Here is a 19417-nt window from a genome sequence, read left to right on the forward strand (position 1 = left end):
GGAGGAAATCCCGGCGCGGATGCAGGCGAAGGCGCGCGAGGACCTGTCGCGCCTGTTCGCGGCCGAACTCGCCAAGGCAGGGCTCGCCGCGTCCGAAATCGTCACCTACGCCACCCCGCGCCGCTTGGCCCTCATCGCGCGCGACCTGCCGCTGGCGACGCAAGCCGTCAGCGAGGAAGTGAAGGGACCCAAGACCAGCGCCCCGCCGCAGGCGCTCGACGGCTTCCTGCGCAAGACTGGTCTCACCCGCGAGCAGCTGACCGAGCGGAACGGCGTGTTCTTCGCGGTGACCGAGAAGCCCGGCCGCGCCACCGCCGACGTGCTTGCCGAAGCGATCCCGGCGATCATCCGCGCTTTTCCCTGGCCCAAATCGATGCGCTGGGGCGACGCCTCCGCCTCGACCGAGTCCCTGCGCTGGGTCCGCCCCTTGCACGGCATCGTCGCGCTGCTGGGTGAGGATGTCGTGCCGGTCACCGTTGCGGGGATCGAAAGCGGCGCGGTCACCTACGGCCACCGCTTCCATCATCCGGGCCCCATCACGATCGGCTCGGCCGCCGACTATGCCGACAAGCTGCGGCTGTGCCACGTCATCGTCGACCAGGACGAGCGCGCCGCCATCATCCGCGACCGCGCCGGCGCACTGGCGGCCGAGGCGGGCCTAGAACTCGTTCCCGACGAGGGGCTGGTCGCCGAGAACGCGGGGCTGACCGAATGGCCGGTGCCGCTGCTCGGCCGCTTTGACGCGGCCTTCCTCGACGTGCCGCCCGAGGTCATCCAGCTCACCGCGCGCGTGAACCAGAAGTATTTCGTCTGCCGCTCGTCCGACGGAAAACTCGCGAACGCCTTCGTCTGCACCGCCAACATCGACGCGACCGATGGCGGCGCGAAGATTGTCGAAGGCAACCGCAAGGTCCTAGCCGCCCGCCTCTCCGACGCGCGCTTCTTCTACGACACTGACCTCAAGGTGCCGCTGGAGGACCAAGCCAAGAAGCTCGAGAAGATCGTCTTCCACGAGAAACTAGGCACCGTCGCCGACAAGGTAGACCGCGTCGCCAAGCTCGCCCGCTGGCTGGTCGAGGAAGGAATTATCCTCCTCGGCACGGGGAGGGGGACCAGCGAAGCTGGTGGAGGGGGAGAGCCCCAAGCGGCACCCTCCGAGCAGAACCCCCTCCACCACGCCTCCGGCGCGGTCCCCCTCCCCGCGAGCGGGGAGGATAAACAGCACCTCGCCAACCTCGCCGAACGCGCCGCGCGCCTGTGCAAGGCCGACCTCGTCACCGGCATGGTCGGCGAATTCCCCGAACTACAGGGCCTGATGGGCGGCTATTACGCCGCCGCGCAAAGCGAGGACCCCCAGGTCGCCGAAGCCATCCGCGACCATTACAAGCCGGTCGGGCAGGGCGACGACGTCCCGACTGCGCCGGTCACGGTGGCGGTGAGCCTGGCGGACAAGCTGGATACGCTCGTAGGCTTCTATCTTGAAGGGCTTACTCCAACTGGCAGCCGAGATCCTTTTGCATTGAGGCGAGCGGCAATAGCGGTCATCATCCTAATCGAAAGAAACTATCTAAGACTGTCATTGGTCCAAGCACTTAATCACCAAATCCGCACGTATGATTTACCGCGTATTCGCTCGATTAGTCCTGAACTGCCGGCGCCTTTAAGCGATCTTATCGAGCAGATGTTTGAGTCTTCCGATCCCAATTATGCTGATCGAATAATTGCGGACGCAAAAGCCGGGCGAGATGCCAAGGTGCTTTTGGTTCTTGAGCGTGCGTTGGCCGCGCGTGGCCAGCTTCTCGACTTCTTCGCCGACCGCCTCAAGGTCCAGCAGCGCGAGGCCGGCGTCCGCCACGACCTGATCGACGCGGTGTTCGCGCTGGGCGGCGAGGACGATCTCGTCCGCCTGCTCGCCCGCGTCCGCGCGCTGCAATCGTTCGTGGGCACCGACGACGGCGCCAACCTGCTCGCCGGCTACAAGCGCGCCGCCAACATCCTGAAAAAGGAAGGCGTCGACGCGTCCGCGCCGCTGCCCAAGGAACCGCTGTCCTACACGCCCGAGAAAGACGAAGCCGCGCTGATCGCCGCGCTCGACGCCGCCGAACCCGCCGCCGCCAGCGCGGTCGAGGCGGAGGATTTCGAGGCGGCGATGGCGGCGCTCGCAACGCTCCGTGCACCGATCGACGCGTTCTTTGACACCGTCACCGTCAACGACCCCGACGCGGCCAAGCGCGCCGCGCGCCTCGCCCTCCTCGCCCGCGTCCGCGCCTCCGTCCACACCGTCGCCGACTTCTCGAAGATCGAAGGCTAACCCCTCTCCCCACCGGGGAGAGGGAGGGGCCCGCCCGGCACAGCCGGGCGGGAGGGTGAGGGGCAGCGGCACCCGCTTCCACCACGCGCATGTACCCGCGCGCGAACCTCAACTTTCTCAACATCGCAATAATCTTGCGCGGGGGTCACCGGCTCCGAACACCCGGCCCGCACTGGCCATCGCACCCATCCGGGCCTATGCCGCGTTGCAACAACAAGGCGACGACAGGAGACGAGCAGGGTGGCAAGCGCAGCGGGCGAGCAGGTGCAATACGTCTACCGCTTCGGCGGCGGCACGGCGGAAGGAAAGGTCGACCAGAAGAACCTGCTCGGCGGCAAGGGCGCGAACCTCGCCGAAATGGCCTCGATCGGCCTGCCCGTACCCCCCGGCTTCACCATCTCGACCGAAATGTGCACGCGCTACTACGAGGAAGGCGAACGCTTCCCCGATAGTCTGCGCGAAGAGGTCGCCGCCGGGATCGCGCATATCGAGCAGGTAACGGGCAAGAAGTTCGGCGACGCCGCCGATCCTTTGCTCGTCTCGGTCCGCTCGGGCGCGCGCGTCTCGATGCCCGGCATGATGGACACGGTCCTCAACCTCGGGCTCAACGACCGAACCGTCGAGGGGCTCGCCGCCGCCAGCGGCGACGCGCGTTTCGCCTGGGACAGCTATCGCCGCTTCATCCAAATGTACGCCGACGTGGTGCTCGAACTCGATCACGGCGCGTTCGAGGAAGCGCTGGAGATCGCCAAGGAGGACCGCGGCTACACGCTCGACACCGAACTCAGCGCCGATGATCTCCGCGCGCTCGTCGACGAGTATAAGGGCCTCGTCGAGCAGCAATGGGGCAAGCCGTTCCCGCAGGACGAGCACGACCAGCTCTGGGGCGCAGTCGGCGCCGTCTTCGGCTCGTGGCAGTCGGATCGCGCCAAGGTCTACCGCCGGCTGAACGACATCCCCGCCGACTGGGGCACCGCGGTCAACGTGCAGGCGATGGTGTTCGGCAACATGGGCGACACCAGCGCCACCGGCGTCGCCTTCACCCGCGATCCGTCGAAGGGCGACCGCGCCTACTACGGCGAATTTCTGATCAACGCGCAGGGCGAGGACGTCGTCGCCGGCATCCGCACGCCGCAATACCTGACCCGTGCCGCGCGCGAGGAAGCCGGCGCGAAGCCCGCCTCGATGGAAGAGGCCTTGCCCGAGGTGTTCACCGAACTGGCGGGCGTGTTCGACCGGCTCGAAACGCACTACCGCGACATGCAGGACATCGAATTCACGGTGCAGCAGGGCAAGCTCTGGATGCTCCAGACCCGCTCGGGCAAGCGCACCGCGAAGGCCGCGCTCAAAATCGCGGTCGACATGGCGAACGAGGGGCTGATCACGCGTGAAGAGGCGGTCGCGCGCGTCGATCCGCAGGCGCTCGACCAGCTGCTCCATCCGACGCTCGACCCCGAGGCCAAGCGCGACGTGCTGACCAAGGGGCTGCCCGCCTCGCCGGGTGCTGCATCGGGCGAGGCGGTGTTCGACGCCGACACCGCCGAGCGTCACGCCGCCGAGGGCAAGTCGGTGATCCTGATCCGCACCGAAACCAGCCCCGAAGACATCCACGGCATGCACGCGGCGAAAGGCATCCTGACTGCGCGCGGCGGGATGACCAGCCACGCCGCCGTCGTCGCGCGCGGCATGGGGCGACCATGCGTGTCGGGCGCGGGCTCGATCTCGATCGACGCCAAGGCCAAGGTGATGCGCGTGGCGGGGCGCGAAGTGAAGGAGGGCGACACCGTCACGATCGACGGTTCGACCGGCGAGGTAATGGCGGGCGCAGTTGCGACGATCCAGCCTGAGCTCGCCGGCGACTTCGGCACGCTGATGGAATGGGCCGATGAGGTCCGCCGCCTGAAAGTCCGCGCCAATGCCGAGACGCCCGCCGACTGCCAGGTCGCGCGCGACTTCGGCGCGGAAGGCGTGGGCCTGTGCCGCACCGAGCACATGTTCTTCGAGGCCACGCGCATCACCGCTGTACGCCAGATGATCCTGGCGGAAGACGAGACAGGCCGCCGCGCCGCGCTCGACCGCCTGCTGCCCGAACAGCGCAGCGACTTCGCCGCGATCTTCGAGGTGATGGCCGGTTTGCCCGTCACCGTCCGCCTGCTCGACCCGCCGCTGCACGAGTTCCTGCCGCACGAAGAGGCCGAGTTCGCCGAGGTGGCCTCCGCGGCCGGTATCGCAGTCGACCAGCTCAAGCGCCGCGCGGCCGAGCTGCACGAGTTCAACCCGATGCTCGGCCATCGCGGTTGCCGCCTGGGCGTGACCTATCCCGAAATCTACGAGATGCAGGCGCGCGCGATCTTCGAGGCCGCGGTCGACGTGGCGGAGAAATCGGGCGAGGCGCCGATCCCCGAGGTCATGATCCCGCTGGTTGCGACCAAGCGCGAGCTCGATCTGATGAAGGCGGTGGTCGATCAGGCAGCCAAGGGCGTCTTCTCCGAGCGCGGGCGCGAGATCGACTATCTCGTCGGCACGATGATCGAGCTACCGCGCGCGGCGCTCAAGGCAGGCGAGATCGCGGAAACGGGCGAGTTCTTCTCGTTCGGCACCAATGATCTCACGCAGACGACATTGGGCGTCAGCCGCGACGATGCCGCGCGATTCCTTGGCGCGTACGTCGAGAAGGGCATCTACGCCAAGGATCCGTTCGTCAGTCTCGACGTGGACGGGGTAGGTGAACTCGTGCGGCTGGCGGCGGAGCGCGGTCGCGCGACGCGCGGCGACATCAAGCTCGGCATCTGCGGCGAGCACGGCGGTGATCCCGCGTCGATCGCCTTCTGCGAGGAAGTCGGGCTCGATTACGTTTCGGCGTCGCCGTACCGCGTGCCGATCGCGCGGCTGGCCGCGGCGCAGGCCGCGCTCAAGGCACGATAGCGCAAAAGGCCGCCGGAGTGGCATGCTCCGGCGGCCTTTCGCTTCGATCGCGTCGTGATCAGAGCGGGCGGCGGTCCTCTTCGCGAACGACAGTGCCGTCGCGCACCGCCTCATCACGATAGGCCGGCTCGGCGCGCGAGGCGGCGTGCGGTGCGACCGTCGCGGCGGTCACCGGCGCTGCCTTGGCGAGCCGGCTGTTCTCGCGCTCCAGCTCGTTGATGCGCGCTTCCTGCGCCTTGCGGGTTTCCGCGTGGCTGTTGCGCTCGTCGGCGTAGCGCTGCTTCCACTTCTTGCCGCCGGGATGGCTCGCCAACCCGAACAGCCATCCCGCGATCAGTGCGACGACCAGCGCGATATATTGTGTGGTGGTGGTGAACAGCATCTCGTGTCTCCTGTTACGCAAGCATAACGAGAGCTGGGGAGTGCTGTTCCGTCGATCAGCTCGGCGTCTGACCGTTGATGAACGAGTCGCTGATCGAGCACGCCGCCGGACCAAGGATGACGACGAACAGGACCGGCAGAATGAAGAGGATCAGCGGCACCGTCATGATCGCGGGAAGCCTGGCGGCCTTTTCCTCCGCGCGCATCATGCGCTCGTTACGGAATTCGGCGGACAGCACGCGCAGCGCGCTGGCGAGCGGGGTGCCGTATTTCTCCGTCTGGATCATGGTCGTCACCACGCCCTTGACCGCTTCGAGCGCGACGCGTTTGGACAGGTTCTCGAACGCCTGGCGCCGGTCCGTCAAAAAGCCGAGCTCGATCGCGGTCAGTGCATATTCCTCGCCCAGCTCGGGATAGGCCTTGCCGAGTTCCTTGGCGACGCGGTGAAAGGCCGCGTCGACGGTCAGCCCCGCTTCCGCGCAGATCACGAGCAGGTCGAGTGCATCGGGCAGGCCCTTGCGGATCGCGTGCGATCGCTTCGTGATCAAGTTCTTCAGATAGATGTCGGGGGCCTTGTAGCTGAGGATCAGCGTACCCGCGACCAGCGCATACCGTTTGAGCGGACCCCAGGTCGGAAACATGTCGAGACCGTAGACCCACAACGCTACCAGCCCGCCAAGGACGATCGGCAGCGCGACACGACCGAAGATCACGACAAAGGCGAGATCCTTGTTGCGGATGCCGGCCTGAAGCAGTTTCTGCTGCGCGACGCGGACCTGGCTGTCCTGCAGCATCTTGAAGCTGGACAGCAGGTCGCGGAGCTTGTCCGCCGTCTCGCTCTTCTGCACCAGCTTGGCGCGCCGCTTCGACGTGCTGGCGGTAATGCCCGCCTTCAACTGCTCGCGTCGTTCGTTGAGCGCCTTGACGCGCTTCGCCATCGGGTCGCGAACGCTGAGCGCGGCGTAGATCGCGAAGGCGACGGCGGCGGCCGCGACGCCCGACAGGATCGTCGCGACCCACAGGACGTCGACGCCGAGGAGGGTGGGGCCGGATGCAGGTGCCATCAGATTTCGAAGCTCACCATCTTGGCCATGATAAAGGCACCCATGCTCATCCACAGCAGACCACCGATGCCGATGACGATCAGGCGCGGGTCGACGAAGAACTTCGCCATATATGCTCCGTTGATCGTCCAGAGCAGGGCGAAGACGATGAACGGCAATGCGCCGATGATATAGGCGGACGCCTTCGATTCGGACGACATCGCCCTGATCTTCAGCTTCATCTGCATGCGCGATCGCAGGACGCTGGCGAGGTTCTGTAGTGTTTCAGCCAGGTTGCCGCCCGTCTCGCGCTGGATCGCGATGGTGATGACGAAGAACTGGAATTCCGGCGTGCCCAAACGGTCCGCCGTTTCCTGCAGCGCCACCTCCATCGAGCGGCCGATCTTCATCTTGTCGCTGACCGAACGAAATTCCTCGCCGACCGGCCCCTCGACCTCGCTGCCGACGACCGACATCGTTTCGCTGATCGGCAGGCCTGAGCGCAGGCCGCGCACGAGCAGCTCGATTGCGTCCGGGAACTTCGCCGTGAACCTGGCGACGCGCTTCTTGATCGCGCGGCTGACCAGCATGTGCGGCAGACCCGCACCGATCGCCAATCCGAGGAACAGCGCGAGCAGGAACGGAAGCCCGCGCAGCGCGAGGATCAGAGTAACCACGATCGCGAGCGCCAGCGTCACCATGCCGTACTGCCCGACCGTCCACGTCTTGCCGGTCATGTTCAGCCGTTTCTGCAACTCCGCGGTGTTGGGCAGCAAGCGCATCGCGGCCTTGTCGGCCTTGGTCTGGTTGCGACCGGTGATGCGCCGCATCTGCGCTTCCATCGCCCCTTCGGCCGAGGTCGAGTGGCGTTCACGTACCGCAATCAGACGCCGGTTGGTCGCTTTCTGCGCCGACGGTCCAGCGAAGGCGAACAGGATCATGCCCAGCGTGACGAGCCCGCCGACCGCGATCAACATCAATGGCAGCATGGTTCGCCCCTTTTCCGCACGCGCGTCTCGACCGCCTCAGTTCGCGGCCGACTTGGCGGGCGGCTTCTTGCCCGCATCCTTCTTGGCGACGAGGCCCTTCAGATTGGTGAACTTGCCCAGCAGCGATCCGCCCTTCGCAACCGGGCTGGCCGGATTGCCTTCTTCATCGGTGACGGCGAGCAGCGCGGCGAGTTCGATCAACGGCTGGACCGTCTTCGATGTCTTGCCCGCCTCGGCGAGCGGTTTGCCCAGCTTGGCTGCCTGCGCGGCGAGTTTCTGATCGAATGGCACGATCAGGTCGATCTTGCGCTCGATCGATCCTTCGAAATCCTTGCGCGTGATTTCCAGCGCAGTACCCGGGTGGACGCGGTTCGCAACCACCGTCACCTGCACCTGCGGCGCGTTGCTGCGCAGCCAGGAGAGGAGCCGAATCGTGTCGCGCGCCGAGGCGAGCGTCAGCTCTGTCACGATCACCGCGCTGTTCACGTCGTTGACGAGATGCGGGTGCTGCACCAGCATCATGCGTGGCAGGTCGGTGACGGTGCACTCGAATGCGCCACGCATTTCCTCCTGCAGTTGATAGAAAGCGGCGCCGTCGGTCATTACCGGCTGGCTGATCGGTGCCTCGGCGGAGAGCACGGACAGGTTCTCCGACGCTTTCACCATCGCGCGCTCGATGAACAATCCATCGATACGGCTCGGGTTCTCGATCGCGTCGGTCAGGCCGCGCCCCGGCTCCAGGTCGAGCGCCAGCGCACCGGTGCCGAAATGGACGTCCAAGTCGAGCAGCGCGGTCGAGCGGCGTTCCTTGTCGCTCAGCAGCCACGCGAGCGAGGTCGCGATCGTCGACGCGCCCGCACCGCCGCGCGTGCCGATCACCGCGATCGCGCAATGCGGTCGCGCGTTGGTCGCGTCGGTGATCTTCGGCGCATTGATGATCGCCTGTGCCTGCGCGAACGAGTCGCGCAGCATATCGGCGGAGAAGGGCTTGAGCAGATAGTCCTGGATGCCCGAGGCGAGCAGGTCGCGGTACAGGCGAACGTCGTTCACCTGTCCGGCCGCGATCACGACGGTGCCGGGTTCGCAGACCTCTGCCAGGCCGTTGATGTCGCTGAGCGGATCGCCCGAACCGGTAAGGTCGACGAACAGGACGTGCGGGCTGGTCGACACCGACAATGTCTGAACCGCGTTGCGCAGGCCGCCCTGATGGACGTTGTCCGACGACCAGCCCATCTCCGACGCGATCGGCCGGATCGCGTCTGCGGAGGCTTCGTCGCTGGCAAAGGCGAGAAAGGGGAGGCGGTTGGCGACGCCGCCGACTTTCCAGGGCGCGTTCACTTCTTTCCTCCGATGGTCTCCGCGCGAACCCAGGTGCCGCCCTCTCCGGTCGGCTTGGCGTCGCGCAGCGTGTTGATCGCGCGCGTGCCCGTTGCCGCATCATAAGCGCCGTTGCCCGGCGCGCCGCGGACGAGGTCGGCGGGGTTCGCGACCATCGCGGCCAGATTGGTGTTGGTCGCGCAGCCGTAGTTCGAGCCGGTGTGCGCGTTGAAGTTGGGATCGTTCATGCGCGACCAGTCGGCGCAGCCCGGCACCGATGCGCGCGAACGGCTGACGACGATGCGGACCGTGCCCGGTGTCACGGGCGAGCCCGTGACCGGCGCTTCGTCCGACAGAAGCAGGCCGTAACGCGCCGCAATCTGCGCCACGTCGGCACGCGTCGCGCGGGTGGCGCCATACGGATCGTCGAGCGCGATCGTGTCGCCGTACCCGATCCGCAGCGTGTCCATCCAGCCGGTGACGCGTCGCGCCTCGTCCGGGCCGATGCCGTCGGGGCCGCTTTGTACGTCGAGCGCATAGTCGGCGCGGCTGACGACCGGCTGGTGTACCGATTCGAGCCCGCGGTTGGCCGTTCCGCAACCGGCGAGCGGCGTTGCCGCGACGGCGGCGAGAAGAAAAAGGCGCTTGGTCATGAGGATGATCCCTGTGCGTTCGGTCGCGCGCGTCAGTTGATGGAGAAGCCGGGCGTCGGGGCAGGGCCCTTCTTCGCGGGCAGCCGGCCGTTCTTGCGGTCGGCCGCCTCGCGCACCGGGGCAGCAGCGGCCGGTTGCGGCAGCGACTGGCCGACGCGCGGTGTCGCGGCGGCGCCGATCGCGGGGGCAGGAGCGGGGCCGACCTGCATCGTTGGCCGTGGTCGCTCCGCCCCGCTCTGCCCGTCGGTCAGCTGCCCGAGCAGCACGCGCTGCAGGTCGGTCGGCGCCTTGTAGCCGTCGGTCGGCAGCGCGATGTCGGTGCCGTTCACCGGTTTCACCAGATACGGCGTGATGATGATGACGAGTTCGGTCTCGTTGCGCTGGAACGCGTTGGAGCGGAACAGCGCGCCCAGCACCGGCACGTCGCCGACGCCCGGCGTCTTGTCGAACGTGTTGGCATGCGTGTTTGACATCAGCCCGGCGATCATGAAGCTCTGCCCCGACCCCAGTTCCACCGTCGTTTCCGCACGGCGCGTGGTGAGCGCGGGGACGCGCGAATTGCCGACCGCGACCGCGTTGGCGTAATCGAGGTTCGACACCTCCGGGCGGACGCGCAGCGAGATGCGGCCATCGGACAGCACGGTCGGCGTATAGGCCAGGCTAACGCCGAACTCCTTGTACTCGACCGAAACGGCGCCCAGCCCCTGCGAGATCGGGATCGGGATTTCGCCGCCCGCCAGGAACGTGCCGGTCTCGCCCGACAAAGCGGTCAGGTTCGGGTTGGCGAGCGTCGTCACCTGTCCGTTCTGTTCGCCCAGATCGATCGCGGAGAGCAGGTTGAGACCGAAGACCTTGGTCAGCGCACCGATCGTCGAACGGATGTTGTTGGCGGTGCCAACGTTCGTTCCAGGGGTCGATACGACCTTGATCGAGGTCGGGTCGATCGATCCGTTGGGAAGATAGGTGATCGAGGTCGGATCGATCGCGAAACCGCTGACATTGCCCGCGTTCACACCCAGTGGCAGGCCCGGCCGCGTGTTGATCGTCGTCGCCGCGCCGCGACCCGAACCGATGCCGAAGCGGAAGCCGCCCGTGCTGTCGATGGTGGAGATGTTGCTGCCGATGTTCTTCAGGAAGGTGCGGTTCACCTCGGCGAACTTCACCTGCAAATTAACCTGCAGCGGCGTCGCGGTACGCAGGCGGCTGAGCACTTTGGTGTTCTCACCCACGAAGGCGGCGACCAGCTTCTCGGCCTCCGCGCCATCCTCGGGACCGCGCACCGTGCCGGTCAGCAGCACGAGGCCGTTCATCGGCGTCGCGGTGATCTGCGAGTCGGGCATGGCGAGGTTGAGCATCGACTGGATCGAGTCGAAGTTGTTGCCGACGCGGACGGTCGCGGCATAGACCACCGCTCCACCCTTCGCGGTCGCCGACACCGTCGTCTCGCCCGGCTTCTTGCCGAAGACGTAGAGCTGGGTGGGCGAGCGGACCTGAACATCGGCGATGTCGGACGAGGCGACGAACAGGTCGCTCATCGGACGCGACAGCGTGATCAGACGGCCGCGGCCGGTCGACAGCTGGATGGTGCCGCCGTTGACGGCTGCGACACCGGACTGCGCGGGCGCGGTGGCCGGCGTGGCGGCGACGGCCGCACTCGCCAGGGCGAGCGCCAGCGGCCAGCCGAGCGGCTTAGACGAGAAACGCATAATCACTTCCCTCCGACCGGAGCTTCGGTCACGGTGTTGCCGCGGGCGATCCGAACGACCGGTCCGCTCGGCGCTGCGGGCGATCCCGCCGCGGGTGCGCCACCCTGGTAAGCTGGTGCCGCCATCGACGGTACGGGTGCTGCACCCATGCCCGTCATCGGCTTGCCCGGGACGGTGCGGCGCTGGAACCGCGAGATGTCGGCGCCGGTCATGAAACTGCCCGCGCCGGACTGCGGCATGCTGGTAGCCTGCGCGAGCACCGCCTTCTCGTTCTTGCCGTCGCCGACGCTGATCTGGCCCGAGGCGATCGCCTCCTCCAGTTGCCCGGCATTGTCGGCGATCGAGCGCAGCGACAGCGACAGGTTGCCGAGCGTCTGGGCCAGTTCGATCTGCTCGGCGATCTTGGGCGTCGCCTCGACCGTGACCGTGGAGAAGGTCTTGACGACGGTGTTGCCCTTGTCGTCCTTCTCGTTGCTCGTGCTCTGATCGGTGGCAAGCACGCGCAGGTTGCGGATCACCGTCTCACTGGTCTTGAGCGGAGGACCATCGCCGCCGCCCTCGACCGACTGCGTCAGGATCAGGTCGATGTGATCGCCCGGGAAGACAAAGCCCGCGACCGAGGTCTGCGCCGACACCGGCACCGTCACCGCGCGCATCCCTGCGCCTAGTGCGGCAGCGAGGAAGCCGCGATCGCCGGGCTTCACCAGCGCGCCCTGCGTCACCGGCTGGCCGGCCGTGATCGGCAGGCGGACCACCGTGCCGAGCAGCTTGGTCATGTCGGTATCCGCTTTCTTGTAGTAAGCGTTCTCGACCAGCTCCTTCGGCCACGGCTGGAACTTGAGTGCGGTCGCGTCCAGGATGGTGCCGACTGGCAGCGCGCGGGTCGCGACCAGCACCTCGGGTCCGTCGACGACGACGGGCGCGGGCATCGCGACCGCGGCGGCGGTGGGTGCGGCACTACCCGCCATCAGCGTGCGCGCCATAAAGGCGGTGATCGCCGCCACGAACAGCGCGCCGACCAGCAGAACCACCTTGCGACTATCCATCTTGCTTCTTGCCCCCTGTTCCTAGCACGGTGCCGGAACGGCCGATTCGATCGGCCTGCATGATTACGTAAATTGGTTAACGAGCGGTTCGCGCAGCGCGAGCAGCCCGGCGAGCGCGATCGCGACACCGTACGGGATCTCGATCGCGCCCTCGCGGCGCAGCAATTTGTGATCGAGCAGGAACACGACCGTCAGCGCGCCGCCCGCGATCGACATGACGATCAGCATGTTCATGACGTTCATCGGCGTCAGCCACAGCGCGAGCGCGCCGATCAGCTTCACGTCGCCGCCGCCCATCTGCCCGAGCGCGAACGCACCGCAGAACAGGGCGAAGACGAACAGCGCGACGCCCAGCTGGATCGCCATCATCGGCCACGGATCGAGCCCGATCGCGAACCACCAGACGGGTGCGAGCAGCGCGATCGCCGCATTCTTCCAATTGGCGATCTCGCGGGTGCGCGCGTCCTCGATGCCAGCGGAGACCAGCAGCACGCCCAGACACGCGGGCAACGCCCAGGAAAGAATACCCAACCCCATGCAATCGGTGGCTAGACGATATGCCTTAGGAAACCGTAACCACGCCGGCAGATGAGCCGCCATGCCGCCTTTCGCCGCGCCATCCCCGCGGACGCGCGCGTGTCCACCTGGCACGCCGTCGACGGCTGGCCGATCCGCCGCTTCGACTGGCCGGCCGCGGAGAAGCGCGGTGCGATCCTGTTTCAGACCGGGCGCGGCGACGTGTTCGAGAAATATCTGGAGGCGTTCGCGCATTGGCACGACGCTGGCTGGTCGGTCAGCGCGTTCGACTGGCGCGGGCAGGGCGGGTCGGGACGGCTGAGCGCCGACCGCAACGTCGGGCACGCCGACGATTTCGCGCGGTGGATCACCGATCTCGCCGATTTCTGGCGAAGCTGGGTTGCAGAGCAGACCGGTCCGCACGTCGTCGTCGGCCACTCGATGGGCGGATTTCTGGTGCTCCGCGCGCTGGTCGACCGCGTGATCGAGGCGGGCGCAGCGGTGCTGGTCGCGCCGATGCTCGGCCTGCGCTCACCGGTCGGCGCACGCGCCGGCGGGTGGCTGGCCACGCTGATGCGGCGCGCAGGCGATCCCGCGCGCGCGGCGTGGAAGGGGCATGAGAAGCCGGGCGCACGGATCGATCGGCAATCAATCCTGACCGCGGACGCAGACCGCTATTCGGACGAGGATTGGTGGTACGCGCGATCGCCCGAGCTGCGGCTCGGCCCGCCGTCTTGGGCATGGCTGGCGGAAGCGTTCGCGGGCACGCTTGCGCTGCGGTGCGATCCGGCGCTGGTGCGCATGACGACGCCCACGCTGATGCTGCTCGCCGAGCACGACGCGCTGGTCGATGCGCAGGCCGCGGCGGCGATTGGCGCGCGGCTGCCCGATGCGAAGGTGATCCGCTTCGGGGCCGAGGCGGCGCACGAACTGCTGCGTGAGGCTGATTTGGTGCGCGATCGCGCGCTGGCGGCGATCGATGTGTTCCTGGCCGAGCGGGCGCCAACATGAACTACGACATCGCGATCGTCGGTGCCGGCATCGCGGGCGCGAGCCTCGCTGCCGCAATCGGTGGGCGCGCGCGCGTGCTGCTGTTGGAGGCGGAGGATCAGCCGGGCTATCATGCCACCGGGCGATCGGCGGCGTTCTGGTCCGAGACGTACGGCGGTCCGGCGATCCAGCCGCTGACCACCGCGTCGGGTCCGGCGCTGCGCAATGGCGGGTTTCTGGAGCCGCTCGGCTCGCTTCACATCGGACGCGACACCGACGCCGCCGCAATCGACGCGTTCCTGGCCGAGTTCGCGAACACGCCGGTCGTGCTGGAGCCGGTCGATCCCGCCGCGCTGGTGCCGGGGCTCAGGTCCGAGTGGCGGGTCGGCGTGATGGAGGCGTCGTGCGCGTACATCGACGTGGCGGCGTACCACGCCGACCGGCTGCGCGCGGCGCGTAGTGGCGGCGCCGTGATCGAGACGAACGCCGCACTGGCATCGGCGGAGCGGTCCGGCGGCTGCTGGCAGATCACGACTGGCGATGATCGAGTTTTCACCGCCGAGGTGCTGGTCGACGCGGGTGGCGCCTGGGCCGACGCGGTGGCATGCGCCGCGGGAGTGCAGCCGATTGGCGTGCAGGCCTATCGTCGCACGATGGTGCAGTTGCTGACCGATCCCGCGCCGCCGTCCGTGCTGCCGCACGTTGCCGATATCTCGGGCCGCTTCTACTTCAAGCCCGAGGCGGGCGGGCGTTTGTGGCTCAGCCCGCACGACGAGACGCCGGTCGACGCGCACGATGTGCAACCGGAAGAAATCGACGTCGCGGTCGCGATCGACCGGTTCGAGCAGGTGGTCGACTGGCAGGTCGCCAAGGTCGAGCGGACCTGGGCGGGATTGCGATCGTTCGCGCCCGACCGTGCGCCGGTCTACGGTTTCGACGCGCAGATGCCCGGGTTCTTCTGGTTCGCAGGCCAGGGCGGGTTCGGGATCCAGACCGCGCCGGCGGCGGCGCAGATCGGCGCGGCGCTGCTGGTCGGTGGAGAGATGCCCTCAGGTGTCGACGCCGACCGCTACGCCGCGACGCGTTTCGCGCGACCCTAGGCCTGCTCGCGCTCGGCGAGCAATGCCGTCTTCGGTCGTGCGCGCATCGCGACCACCAGAACACCTAGGAGTGCGAGCGCGGCGCCCGCGACCATGCGGCGATCGAGGTGATCGCCGGTCAGCGCGACGCCGAACGCGATCGTGGCGAGCGGGGTCATCAGCGTCAGCGGCGCGAGCAGGTTCGCCTCGTAGCGACGGATCAGCGCGTAATAACTGGTGTGCGCCGCGACCGAGACGACGAGTGCCGCGAACAACACCGCGGCGACGAACGGCCAGCCGACCGCCGCCGCGCTCGTCCACTGCCCATGCTCGAACAGCGCCGATCCGAGCGCCAGCGGCAGGCACGAGACGAGGCCGACCCATGCCTGAAAGCGCAAGGGCGCAACATCCTCGACCTGTTTCATCATCACCGCACCCAGCGACCCTGCGAACGCTGCCCCGACGATGAACCACAGCCCCGCCGACAATGCGACGCCTTCGGGGTTCCACACCACCAGCACCACGCCGGCGAGCGTCAGCGCGATGCCGACGCCGCGGCGCAGGTGGATGCGCTCGCCCAGAATGATGATCGACAACAGCGTCGTGAACGGCACGCCGATCTGGATCACGATCGCGGCGGAGGAGGGCGATGCGGTCTGCAAGCCGATGAACAGCAACGCGAAATTGCCCGCACCCATTAGCAGGCCGATGATGGCGACGCGCCACCGCGGGCGCGGCATCGGCCACAGCCACGGCACGGTCGCGACCATGACGACCGCGAAGCGCACCGCGGCGAAGAACAGCGGCGGCACGTGCCACGTGCCGACCACGATCTTGCTGAGCACGTTGCTGTAGCCCCAGGCGAGGCAGACCAGCAGCAGGATCAGGAAGTCGCGCGCACGCACCGGGAATGAACGGTCAGGCGGCCGCGCGGGACCGCTTGCCAGCGGCGATCGCGGCGTCGCTGGCGAGCTTGTCGACGCGTTCGTTGTCGGGGTGGCCGGCGTGGCCCTTGACCCATTTCCACTCGATCCGGTGCGGCTTGGCGGCGGCGAGCAGCGCCTGCCACAGCTCGGCATTCTTGACCGGCTTCTTGTCGGCGGTGCGCCAGCCGTTCTTCTGCCAGCCGTGGATCCATTTGGTGAGGCCGTCCATGACGTAGCGGCTGTCGGTCGACAGCTGGACACGGCACGGCCGCTTGAGCGCCTCTAGCCCGCGAATAGCCGCGGTCAGTTCCATGCGATTGTTGGTGGTCGGGTTCTCGCCGCCCGACAGTTCCTTCTCGGTCTCGCCCATGCGCAGCAGCGCGCCCCAGCCGCCGGGGCCGGGATTGCCTTTGCATGCGCCGTCGGTGGCGATCTCGACGAGCTGGAGTTCGGTTGCGTCAGTGGTCATGCGTGGTGCTTCATCGTGTCGGGGAGCAGGTCGGGCGCGTAATGCGCGAGGCGGCGCAGATAGGCGAGCGGGTCCTTGCGCGTCACCAGTGCATCGGCGGGCGTGTTGAGCCAGTCCCACGCGCGGCTGAGCGCGAAGCGCAGGCACGCACCCGCGGCAAGCGTCGGAAACGCGTCGCGCTCCGCGGTGGACAGGGGAAAGTGGCGCTCGTACCCGGCGAACAGGGCATGGCCGATCGCGGCGTCGTGGTGCGTGCCGGTGGCATCGAAGCTCCACGCGCTGTGCGTGACCGCTAGGTCGAGTACGCGGATGTCGGTGCACGCGAAGTAGAAGTCGATCAGCCCCGACACCTGATCGCCGCGCATCAGCACGTTGTCGGGAAACAGGTCGGCGTGGATCGCGCAGGTGTCCAGCGTGTCGTACGGCCAGCGTTCCACGACATGGTCGAGCGCGCGGTCGAGCGTGTCGTGCAGGCCGGGCGCGATCTGATCGAGGCTGCGACCGCAGCGGTCAAACAGCGGGCGCCACGTGTCGATCCCCATCGTGTTCGGCCGCGTCAGCGTGAAGTCGGCAAACGCGTGGTGCATCTGCCCGAGCGCGTCGCCGGCGGCGAGCGCCTGTGAGGGTGTGGGATGCGACAGCGACACGCCGGGTAGGAAGCGGATCAGGCAGGCGGGACGGCCCTCCAGCTGCTGGATCGACTGCCCTTCGCTATCGGGGATCGCGGGGGGAACCGGCAGGCCCTTGGTTGCGAGGTGGTCGAGCAACGCCATGAAGAAGGGCAGGTCGTCGGCGGCGACGCGCTTCTCGTAGAGCGTCAGGATGAAACGGCCGCGCGTCGTGTCGACGAGGTAGTTGGAATTCTCCACCCCTTCAGCGATCCCCTTGGCCGAGACGAGGTCGCCGACGTTGTAGCGCGAGAGGAAGCGGCTCAATGCCTCGGCCGAGACGTGCGTGTAGACGGCCATGCTCAATCTCCCGCGCGAAAGGTCACAAAGGTCACAGCCCGACGCAGGCGCGCGCGCCCGCCCGCCCGCGCCCGCGATCACGAAGCCGTGGTGGCACGGTTCGCGCGTGTAGGACAGCGCGGGTGCTTCGATCTAGGCGGCGGCGTCGAGCCCGCGCGGCAGCTTGAACGCGATCGACTCGCGCGTCGTCTCGACCTCGCGCTCGATCACGTCGAAGCGGGTGCCAAGCAGGTCGACGAGTTCGCGCACCAGCAGTTCGGGCGCGGACGCCCCCGCGGTGATGCCCAATGTGCCGACGCCGTCGAGGAACGACCAGTCGAGCTCGGCCGCGCGCTGGATCAGTGCCGCACGCACACCCTGCCGCTCGGCCACCTCGACCAGCCGGACCGAGTTGGACGAATTGGGCGCGCCGATCACCAGCACCGCGTCGCATGAATCCGCAATCGCCTTCACCGCCGCCTGCCGGTTGGAGGTGGCGTAGCAGATATCCTCGCCACGCGGCGCGTCGATGCTGGGGTAGCGCGCGTGGAGCGCCGCGACGATGGCGGCGGTATCGTCGACCGACAGCGTCGTCTGCGTGAGAAAGGCGACGTTGTCAGCATCGGGCAGTTCGAGCGCGGCGACATCCTCCACCGTCTCGACCAGAGTCATCGCGCCCGCGGGCACCTGTCCGAAGGTGCCGATCACCTCGGGGTGGCCCGCATGGCCGACGAAGACGATGTGGCGACCGGCCGCGACCAGCCGCTCGGCCTGACGATGCACCTTGGAGACGAGCGGGCAAGTCGCGTCGAGGTAGCTGAGACCCCGGTCCTGCGCCTCAGCCGGCACCGATTTGGGCACACCGTGCGCGGAGAAGACGACGTTGGCGTCGTCGGGCACCTCGTCCAGTTCCTCGACGAAGATCGCGCCCTTCGCCTTCAGCGCGTCGACCACGAACTTGTTGTGAACGATCTCGTGCCGGACGTAGACCGGCGCGCCGTGCTTCTCCAGCGCCAGTTCGACGATCCGGATCGCGCGGTCGACCCCGGCGCAGAAGCCACGCGGCGCGGCGATCATCAGCTCCAGCGGGCGGCGCTTGAAGGCGGAAAGGTCGGCAATGTCGGACATGCCCGCGCATGTACGCCAATGCTTGCTCCGGTGAAAGCCGGTTCCTATGGTGCGCGGCGTTCGGGGCCGGCTTCTCGTCACAGGAAGCGGTCCCGTCGCGTATTCGCTTCTTGTACCAGGAATGCCGCCCGTGTCGCACCGCTCGAACCTCCTGACGCTCGCCATGCTCCTCGCCGCAGGTGGGTCGCTGGCCGGCTGCGCCAAGTCGGGCGAGATCGACATCAGCGGCGGCGCGGCGGGGATCACCTCGGTCCGCTCGGCCTGCCCGATCGTCGGCGTGCCCGCGGGCACGGGCGACGTGACCGTGTTCAACCCCGCCACCAGCACCGACGCGAGCGCGATCGACATGGTCGCGACGATCAGCAACGTGCGCTCGACCTGCAACGACGCAGGGGACGACATCCAGACGACGGTCACCTTCGACGTGCGTGCGCGGCGAACACAGACCGCGGCCGCGCGTGACGTGACGCTGCCGTATTTCATCGCGATCACCCGCGGCGGTACCTCGGTCGTGTCTAAGCGCGTCGGCGGCGTCGCGCTCCACTGGGACGCAGGGCAAGGCGTCGCGACCGCGAACGAGCAGGCGACCACGGTCGTATCGCGCGCGCTCGCCACCGTGCCGCAGGAAATCCGCGACAAGCTGACGCGCAAGCGCAAGGCGGGCGACGAGGACGCGGCGCTCGACCCGCTCGCGCAACCCGAGGTGCGCAGTGCGGTGCTGTCGGCCACCTTCGAGGCGCTGGTCGGGTTCCAGCTGACGCAGGATCAGTTGCGCTACAACGCCACGCGCTGACCCGGCCTGCGCGAGATCGATTGACAGGTTTCGAGGGCAAGGGCAGAGCGGCGCGCGTCGACACGGGGCGTGAGTCCCGCGTGGGCGGCGCGGGAGAGCGCGGCCGGCCTTTCAGGCACCTGGCCGCCGCCGAAGGAGCAACCACCCCGGAATCTCTCAGGCAGCAGGGACCGCGCAGCCTTATCGACACTCTGGAAA

17 protein-coding genes and 1 riboswitch are annotated in these 19417 nt (G+C 67.8%); of the genes, 5 read left to right on the plus strand and 12 right to left on the minus strand.

The genetic code is table 11. From position 1 onward, the window contains the following. The first annotated feature begins 19 nt into the window (after nt 1-19). Nucleotides 20-2311 (plus strand): glycine--tRNA ligase subunit beta, encoded by a 2292-nt coding sequence (gene glyS / locus BMW51_RS08500; RefSeq protein ID WP_177171623.1) that lies wholly within the window; start codon nt 20-22, stop codon nt 2309-2311. Nucleotides 2312-2551: 240 nt separating this feature from the next. Continuing rightward, a complete protein-coding gene (ppdK, locus tag BMW51_RS08505; RefSeq protein ID WP_245708362.1) occupies nt 2552-5236 on the plus strand; it encodes a pyruvate, phosphate dikinase in 2685 nt (894 codons plus the stop codon). Nucleotides 5237-5294: 58 nt separating this feature from the next. Here the strand turns inward: ppdK and BMW51_RS08510 are convergent, their stop codons facing one another. The 8 genes from BMW51_RS08510 to BMW51_RS08545 all read right to left on the minus strand — a co-directional run bounded on the left by BMW51_RS08510 (nt 5295) and on the right by BMW51_RS08545 (nt 12908). Then, nucleotides 5295-5618: a hypothetical protein gene (locus BMW51_RS08510; RefSeq protein ID WP_093005436.1), complete on the minus strand. Its 324-nt coding sequence runs from the start codon at nt 5616-5618 to the stop codon at nt 5295-5297. A 55-nt stretch (nt 5619-5673) separates the two neighbouring features. Next, nucleotides 5674-6681, minus strand: coding sequence for a type II secretion system F family protein (locus tag BMW51_RS08515; protein ID WP_093005438.1), 1008 nt, complete (start codon nt 6679-6681; stop codon nt 5674-5676). Next, nucleotides 6681-7649: a type II secretion system F family protein gene (locus BMW51_RS08520; RefSeq protein ID WP_093005440.1), complete on the minus strand. Its 969-nt coding sequence runs from the start codon at nt 7647-7649 to the stop codon at nt 6681-6683. The genes BMW51_RS08515 and BMW51_RS08520 overlap by 1 nt, the downstream gene beginning before the upstream one ends. 36 nt (nt 7650-7685) lie before the next feature. Further along, nucleotides 7686-8987, minus strand: a complete 1302-nt coding sequence (locus BMW51_RS08525) for a pilus assembly protein CpaE (RefSeq protein ID WP_093005442.1) — start codon at nt 8985-8987, stop codon at nt 7686-7688. Next, nucleotides 8984-9619: a CpaD family pilus assembly protein gene (locus tag BMW51_RS08530; RefSeq protein WP_245708364.1), complete on the minus strand. Its 636-nt coding sequence runs from the start codon at nt 9617-9619 to the stop codon at nt 8984-8986. The genes BMW51_RS08525 and BMW51_RS08530 overlap by 4 nt, the downstream gene beginning before the upstream one ends. A gap of 32 nt (nt 9620-9651) precedes the next feature. Beyond that, nucleotides 9652-11325 (minus strand): type II and III secretion system protein family protein, encoded by a 1674-nt coding sequence (locus BMW51_RS08535; protein WP_093005447.1) that lies wholly within the window; start codon nt 11323-11325, stop codon nt 9652-9654. 2 nt (nt 11326-11327) lie between these two features. Then, complete coding sequence (gene cpaB / locus BMW51_RS08540) at nt 11328-12371, minus strand: Flp pilus assembly protein CpaB (protein WP_093005449.1); 1044 nt, start codon at nt 12369-12371, stop codon at nt 11328-11330. Between the two features lie 63 nt (nt 12372-12434). Then, nucleotides 12435-12908, minus strand: coding sequence for an A24 family peptidase (locus BMW51_RS08545; protein WP_093005451.1), 474 nt, complete (start codon nt 12906-12908; stop codon nt 12435-12437). A gap of 51 nt (nt 12909-12959) precedes the next feature. On the opposite strand from BMW51_RS08545, the gene BMW51_RS08550 reads away from it, so the two are divergent. Beyond that, on the plus strand, nt 12960-13898 hold the full coding sequence (locus BMW51_RS08550) for an alpha/beta fold hydrolase (RefSeq protein ID WP_093005453.1): 939 nt from the start codon (nt 12960-12962) through the stop codon (nt 13896-13898). Next, the gene (locus tag BMW51_RS08555; RefSeq protein ID WP_093005455.1) at nt 13895-14977 is read left to right on the plus strand and encodes an NAD(P)/FAD-dependent oxidoreductase; all 1083 of its coding nucleotides are present in this window, start codon (nt 13895-13897) and stop codon (nt 14975-14977) included. Before BMW51_RS08550 ends, BMW51_RS08555 begins: the two co-directional genes overlap by 4 nt. On the opposite strand, the gene BMW51_RS08560 is transcribed toward BMW51_RS08555, so the two are convergent. The 4 genes from BMW51_RS08560 to ispH form a co-directional block, all read right to left on the minus strand. Next, entirely contained in the window at nt 14974-15861 is an 888-nt protein-coding gene (locus tag BMW51_RS08560; RefSeq protein ID WP_093005457.1) for a DMT family transporter, read from the minus strand. The two genes, BMW51_RS08555 and BMW51_RS08560, sit on opposite strands and share 4 nt — an antisense overlap. Nucleotides 15862-15874: 13 nt before the next feature. Beyond that, nucleotides 15875-16351: a ribonuclease HI gene (gene rnhA / locus BMW51_RS08565; protein WP_093005459.1), complete on the minus strand. Its 477-nt coding sequence runs from the start codon at nt 16349-16351 to the stop codon at nt 15875-15877. Continuing rightward, on the minus strand, nt 16348-17319 hold the full coding sequence (gene thrB, locus BMW51_RS08570; protein ID WP_093005461.1) for a homoserine kinase: 972 nt from the start codon (nt 17317-17319) through the stop codon (nt 16348-16350). Before thrB ends, rnhA begins: the two co-directional genes overlap by 4 nt. Before the next feature lie 132 nt (nt 17320-17451). Beyond that, on the minus strand, nt 17452-18426 hold the full coding sequence (ispH, locus tag BMW51_RS08575) for a 4-hydroxy-3-methylbut-2-enyl diphosphate reductase (RefSeq protein ID WP_093005463.1): 975 nt from the start codon (nt 18424-18426) through the stop codon (nt 17452-17454). 121 nt (nt 18427-18547) lie between these two features. On the opposite strand from ispH, the gene BMW51_RS08580 reads away from it, so the two are divergent. Then, entirely contained in the window at nt 18548-19219 is a 672-nt protein-coding gene (locus BMW51_RS08580) for a hypothetical protein (protein WP_245708366.1), read from the plus strand. 80 nt (nt 19220-19299) lie between these two features. Beyond that, nucleotides 19300-19402, plus strand: a riboswitch (glycine riboswitch). Nucleotides 19403-19417: the final 15 nt, after the last annotated feature.

Source organism: Sphingomonas palmae, assembly GCF_900109565.1.
Lineage (GTDB): Bacteria > Pseudomonadota > Alphaproteobacteria > Sphingomonadales > Sphingomonadaceae > Sphingomonas > Sphingomonas palmae.

Coding starts and splice junctions, on each gene's coding strand:
- BMW51_RS08510 (WP_093005436.1), bottom strand. CDS start 5,618: ATGCTGTTCACCACCACCACACAATATATCGCGCTGGTCGTCGCACTG.
- ispH (WP_093005463.1), bottom strand. CDS start 18,426: ATGTCCGACATTGCCGACCTTTCCGCCTTCAAGCGCCGCCCGCTGGAG.
- BMW51_RS08550 (WP_093005453.1), top strand. CDS start 12,960: ATGAGCCGCCATGCCGCCTTTCGCCGCGCCATCCCCGCGGACGCGCGC.
- BMW51_RS08520 (WP_093005440.1), bottom strand. CDS start 7,649: ATGCTGCCATTGATGTTGATCGCGGTCGGCGGGCTCGTCACGCTGGGC.
- BMW51_RS08530 (WP_245708364.1), bottom strand. CDS start 9,619: ATGACCAAGCGCCTTTTTCTTCTCGCCGCCGTCGCGGCAACGCCGCTC.
- BMW51_RS08555 (WP_093005455.1), top strand. CDS start 13,895: ATGAACTACGACATCGCGATCGTCGGTGCCGGCATCGCGGGCGCGAGC.
- rnhA (WP_093005459.1), bottom strand. CDS start 16,351: ATGACCACTGACGCAACCGAACTCCAGCTCGTCGAGATCGCCACCGAC.
- BMW51_RS08580 (WP_245708366.1), top strand. CDS start 18,548: ATGCCGCCCGTGTCGCACCGCTCGAACCTCCTGACGCTCGCCATGCTC.
- glyS (WP_177171623.1), top strand. CDS start 20: ATGCAGGCGAAGGCGCGCGAGGACCTGTCGCGCCTGTTCGCGGCCGAA.
- BMW51_RS08535 (WP_093005447.1), bottom strand. CDS start 11,325: ATGCGTTTCTCGTCTAAGCCGCTCGGCTGGCCGCTGGCGCTCGCCCTG.
- BMW51_RS08515 (WP_093005438.1), bottom strand. CDS start 6,681: ATGGCACCTGCATCCGGCCCCACCCTCCTCGGCGTCGACGTCCTGTGG.
- BMW51_RS08545 (WP_093005451.1), bottom strand. CDS start 12,908: ATGGGGTTGGGTATTCTTTCCTGGGCGTTGCCCGCGTGTCTGGGCGTG.
- thrB (WP_093005461.1), bottom strand. CDS start 17,319: ATGGCCGTCTACACGCACGTCTCGGCCGAGGCATTGAGCCGCTTCCTC.
- cpaB (WP_093005449.1), bottom strand. CDS start 12,371: ATGGATAGTCGCAAGGTGGTTCTGCTGGTCGGCGCGCTGTTCGTGGCG.